Raw genomic sequence first — 4,418 nt, 5'->3', positions numbered from 1 at the left:
TGTAATAATATAAACATAATAAAACAAAAATTATCCAAATCTAACATAGGAGGGTGGATATGGAAAATTCTCTATATTTAGTAACAGAACCTAACACTCAGCTGAAAGATTGTTACTTTAATTTTTGTGGGTATTCAAAAACAGAACCTAGACATAGTTTTGGACCAGCTATTCGAGAACAATACTTAATACACATATTGCTAGAAGGTGAAGGCTATTATTCAATTAATGATCAAAAATATTTTCTGAAGAAAGGCCAAGGATTTGTTATCCCACCAGGAGTATCTACTTTTTATCAAGCAGATGAAAAAAATCCGTGGTCATATGTATGGTTGGGTTTAAGTGGCAATCTTGTAGAATACTATCTAAAAGAAATTGGTGTTGGAAAGAATCATCTTACCTTTAAAGTCGAAAATTTAAATTCATTTAAAGGATTAATTTTTGAAACTTTATCGTATGATCAGGACAATCTAGTCAGTGAATTGTCCAGACAAAAACAAGTTTATAAATTTTTAGAACTCCTCTTAAATTCAGCTAGTTATCTGAACGAAGGGATAATTACTAAAAAGATGAATCCTTTTGTTCGTCAAACAATTGAAATAATACGTGAGAATGCGTATCAAAAATTATCTGTTAAAGATATTGCTGTCAGTCTATCGATACACGAAAATTATTTATCACGATTGTTTAAGAATGATATGGGAATATCAATAAAAGAGTATATTAGTGAAATCAAAATTTCTATTGCAAACGATCTGTTATCATCAACTGAATATTCAATCCAGCAAATCAGTGACAAGATAGGATTCTCAACAGTACAATCTTTTTCTAAAGCCTTTAAGAAAGCAAATGGTGTTTCACCGGGAGTATATCGAAAACGTAGATTAGGTCTAGGAATCATTAATGGTGAATAAACTAAACATTTGATTTTGATAAATATTCGTTACTTTAAACGCTTACTATTTATGTGAGCGTTTTTTATAATGCAATAAAGAAACGGAGGAGAGCTTATGTATAAGGATAATGAAATGAATATTATTTATCGATCAGAAAACCAACAATTTCATTTGTTTAATCAGGAGATAAGTTACATTTTTAAGATATCGGAAGATGGTAAATTATTGCATTTATATTATGGTGAGAACTTACCAGATAATGACTATAGTCATCTAATTGAGATGCATCATCGGCCTATGACAACCTATAGAAATGAAAACGATTTGCTATATTCGTTAGAGCACTTAAAACAAGAATTTCCTGAATATGGTACAACAGATTTTAGACATCCTGCTATTTCATTACTACAGAAAAATGGCTCTCGCTTATCAGATTTTGTCTATCAAGGGTACGAAGTGGAAGAAGGAAAACCTAAACTAGAAGGTTTACCTGCTACCTATGTTGATAATAATGATGAAAGCAAAACATTGAAAGTTTATATTTTAGATTCAGTTACAAATGTTCAAGTAGAATTATTATATACAATTTATAGAGATTATCCTGTTATTACTCGTAGCGCGCGAGTTATGAATAAAGGAAAAGATATTCAAATAATCGAGAATATTAGCAGTTTATCATTGGATTTACCCGATGCAAATTATGAATGGCAACAATTATCTGGTGCTTGGGGTAGAGAAAGAACTATTAAGTCGCGTACTTTACAACAAGGAATTCAATCAATCGAATCTACTCGAGGTATTTCAAGCCATCAGCATAACCCATTTGTTACTTTAAAAAGAAAAAATACTGATGAAAATCAAGGAGAAGCTATTGGTGCAGCACTAGTTTACTCAGGAAACTTCTTAATTCAAGCAGAAGTAGATACATGGGATGTTACTAGACTACAAGTTGGCATCAATCCATTTGGATTTAATTGGAAACTCAATCCAGGAGAAATATTTACAGCACCAGAAGCGATTCTGGTTTATTCAAGTAAGGGTTTAAATGCCATGAGTCAAACTTTTCATCAACTATTTAGAAAACGCTTAGCTCGTGGTAAGTGGCGAGAAAAAGACCGTCCTGTCTTAATTAATAATTGGGAAGCAACATATTTTGATTTTGACGAAGAAAAGTTGGTAAATATTGCTAAAAAAGCATTTGATGTTGGTATTGAATTATTTGTATTAGATGATGGCTGGTTTGGAGAAAGAGAAAACGATTGTGCAGGATTAGGAGATTGGCATGTAAATCCTAAAAGACTACCTAGAGGAATCGGCAGCCTTTCAGAAAAAATTCGTAGTTTTGGTATGAAATTTGGTTTATGGTTTGAACCTGAAATGGTGAATAAGGATAGTGAGTTATATCGCACACATCCGAATTGGATTATTTCTACACCTAATCGAAAACCTAATCATGGTAGGAACCAATATGTATTAAATTTTGGGTTAGATGAGGTTGTTGAAAATATTTTCGATCAAATGTGTAAAATCATTGATGAATCAAACTTAGATTACATTAAGTGGGATATGAATCGTCCATTGACTGATGTATTTGACAGTCACTTGTCAGCAGATCAACAAGGAGAAGTATTCCACAGATATGTACTAGGCGTATATCGCTTATATGAAAAACTTATAACAAAATATCCTAACATACTATTTGAGTCTTGTTCATCAGGTGGTGGGCGCTTTGATCCTGGAATGCTTCACTATGCACCTCAAGCTTGGGCTAGTGATGATTCAGATACAATTGAAAGGTTAAAAATTCAATATGGAACTAGTATGCTGTATCCTCTTTCGTCTATTGGTGCTCATGTATCAATTGTTCCAAATCATCAAACAAACCGTATAACACCTATAAAAACTAGAGGAAATGTAGCTTTTTTTGGTGCATTTGGATATGAGCTTGACTTAAATGAATTAAGTGAAGGCGATTTGAGGATTGTAAAAGAACAAATTGCCTTTTATAAAAAATATAGAACCATAATTCATAATGGTACTTTTTATAGACTATTATCACCATTCGATGATGATAATCAAACCGCGTGGATGGTTGTTAGTCATGATAAGAAAACGGCTATTGTTGCTCATTATAAAACATTAAATGAGGTAAATGCTCCTTACCGCCGACTGAAATTAAAAGGGTTAGATAATGACGGACTTTATAATGTAGGACAAAATAGTTTGCGATCTGGAATGGAATTGATGAGAGCAGGACTAGTCTGTTCAGATGCATCTAGTGGACAAATAAATGATCAGAATCGACGCCCAGAAACATTTGATTTTGATTCCAAGATTTGGGTTATAACACAGGAGGAAAAGTAGAGATGAATAACCAAAAAAGCTTACTTCAAAAAGGAGCAATCTTAAGTATTTCACTAATGTTAACAAGCTCTCAAGCAATTAATGGTGTTATTCCACAAATGAAACAGTCTTTGGGGATATCACAAAGTCAAAGTGAACTTTTAGGAACTGCACCAAGTATAACTGTTATTTTGTTTATCTTATTATCTAGTTACTTTGCCAAAAGAATAGGAATGAAAAAGACAATAATTTTAGGTTTATTATTAGCTGGTATAGGAGGAATTATTCCAGTATTTACAGCTACCTTCCAAACCGTTCTTATTAGTCGAGTAATATTAGGTGCCGGTTTAGGAGTATATAATTCATTGGCTGTGACATATATCAGCTCTTTATACTCTGGCAATACTAGAGCAACGCTATTAGGTATTAGAAATTCAATGGAAGCTTTAGGTCAGACAATCCTTATTTTTCTTGCTGGAGTTTTAGTGAACATTAATTGGACGGCTTCGTTTTTAGTCTATGCAATTGCGTTTCCTGTAGCTCTCTTATTCGCGCTAAAAGTTCCTGAAATTAGAGATGAAAATAGTGACATACCTGAAAATCATGTAAAAGAAAAGATGAATCCAATGGTTTTTGCCCTAGTTCTATTTGCAATCTTACTCGTAATGAATAGTATTGCTATTTCTGTACGATTTGCATCAATTGCAACTGAAATTAAAGGGGTAAACTTTAATGCTAGTAACTATTTAGCTCTAATGCCTATCTTAGGAATACTAGCAGGATTTATGTTTGGACCAATAAATAAGTGGATAGGAAAAGGAACCCTATACTTGGGAATTATATTCTTTATAATTTCAAATTTGTTAATTGCTGTGTCAAACGGTAATATGACGTTCCTGCTAACAGGTTTATTTTTATCAAGTATAACAGGATCATGGTGCTTCCCATTTATCTTTAGTAACTTAGATAAAGTCACTACAAAGAATACAATTAATTTTGCTACTTCATTGATTTTTATTGGCTGTAATATTGGTAATTTTATAGCTCCTATTGCTATGCAATTAGCACAATTTCTAACAAGAAGTACAAATTTGACTGCTCCATTTTTTGTATTCGCAGGAATATTTATTGTGATCCTATTTGTAACATTTTTTGCGACAAATAAAAAAAATACTAGAG

At 32.4% G+C, this 4,418-nt stretch carries 3 protein-coding genes; all 3 read left to right on the top strand.

The genetic code is table 11. The features are described from left to right. Positions 1-59 precede the first annotated feature (59 nt). Positions 60-914 carry an AraC family transcriptional regulator gene (locus OZZ83_RS14540; protein ID WP_002316743.1) on the top strand — a complete coding sequence of 285 codons (855 nt, stop codon included), beginning with the start codon at positions 60-62 and terminating at the stop codon, positions 912-914. 96 nt (positions 915-1,010) lie between these two features. Further along, positions 1,011-3,260 carry an alpha-galactosidase gene (locus tag OZZ83_RS14535; protein ID WP_325066105.1) on the top strand — a complete coding sequence of 750 codons (2,250 nt, stop codon included), beginning with the start codon at positions 1,011-1,013 and terminating at the stop codon, positions 3,258-3,260. A gap of 2 nt (positions 3,261-3,262) precedes the next feature. After that, on the top strand, positions 3,263-4,418 hold a 1,156-nt coding region (locus OZZ83_RS14530; RefSeq protein WP_129977435.1), incomplete at its 3' end, for an MFS transporter.

This window comes from Enterococcus sp. E5-162 (assembly GCF_035725965.1).
Lineage (GTDB): Bacteria > Bacillota > Bacilli > Lactobacillales > Enterococcaceae > Enterococcus_B > Enterococcus_B lactis.
This window is presented reverse-complemented; position numbering and strand designations above follow the sequence as displayed.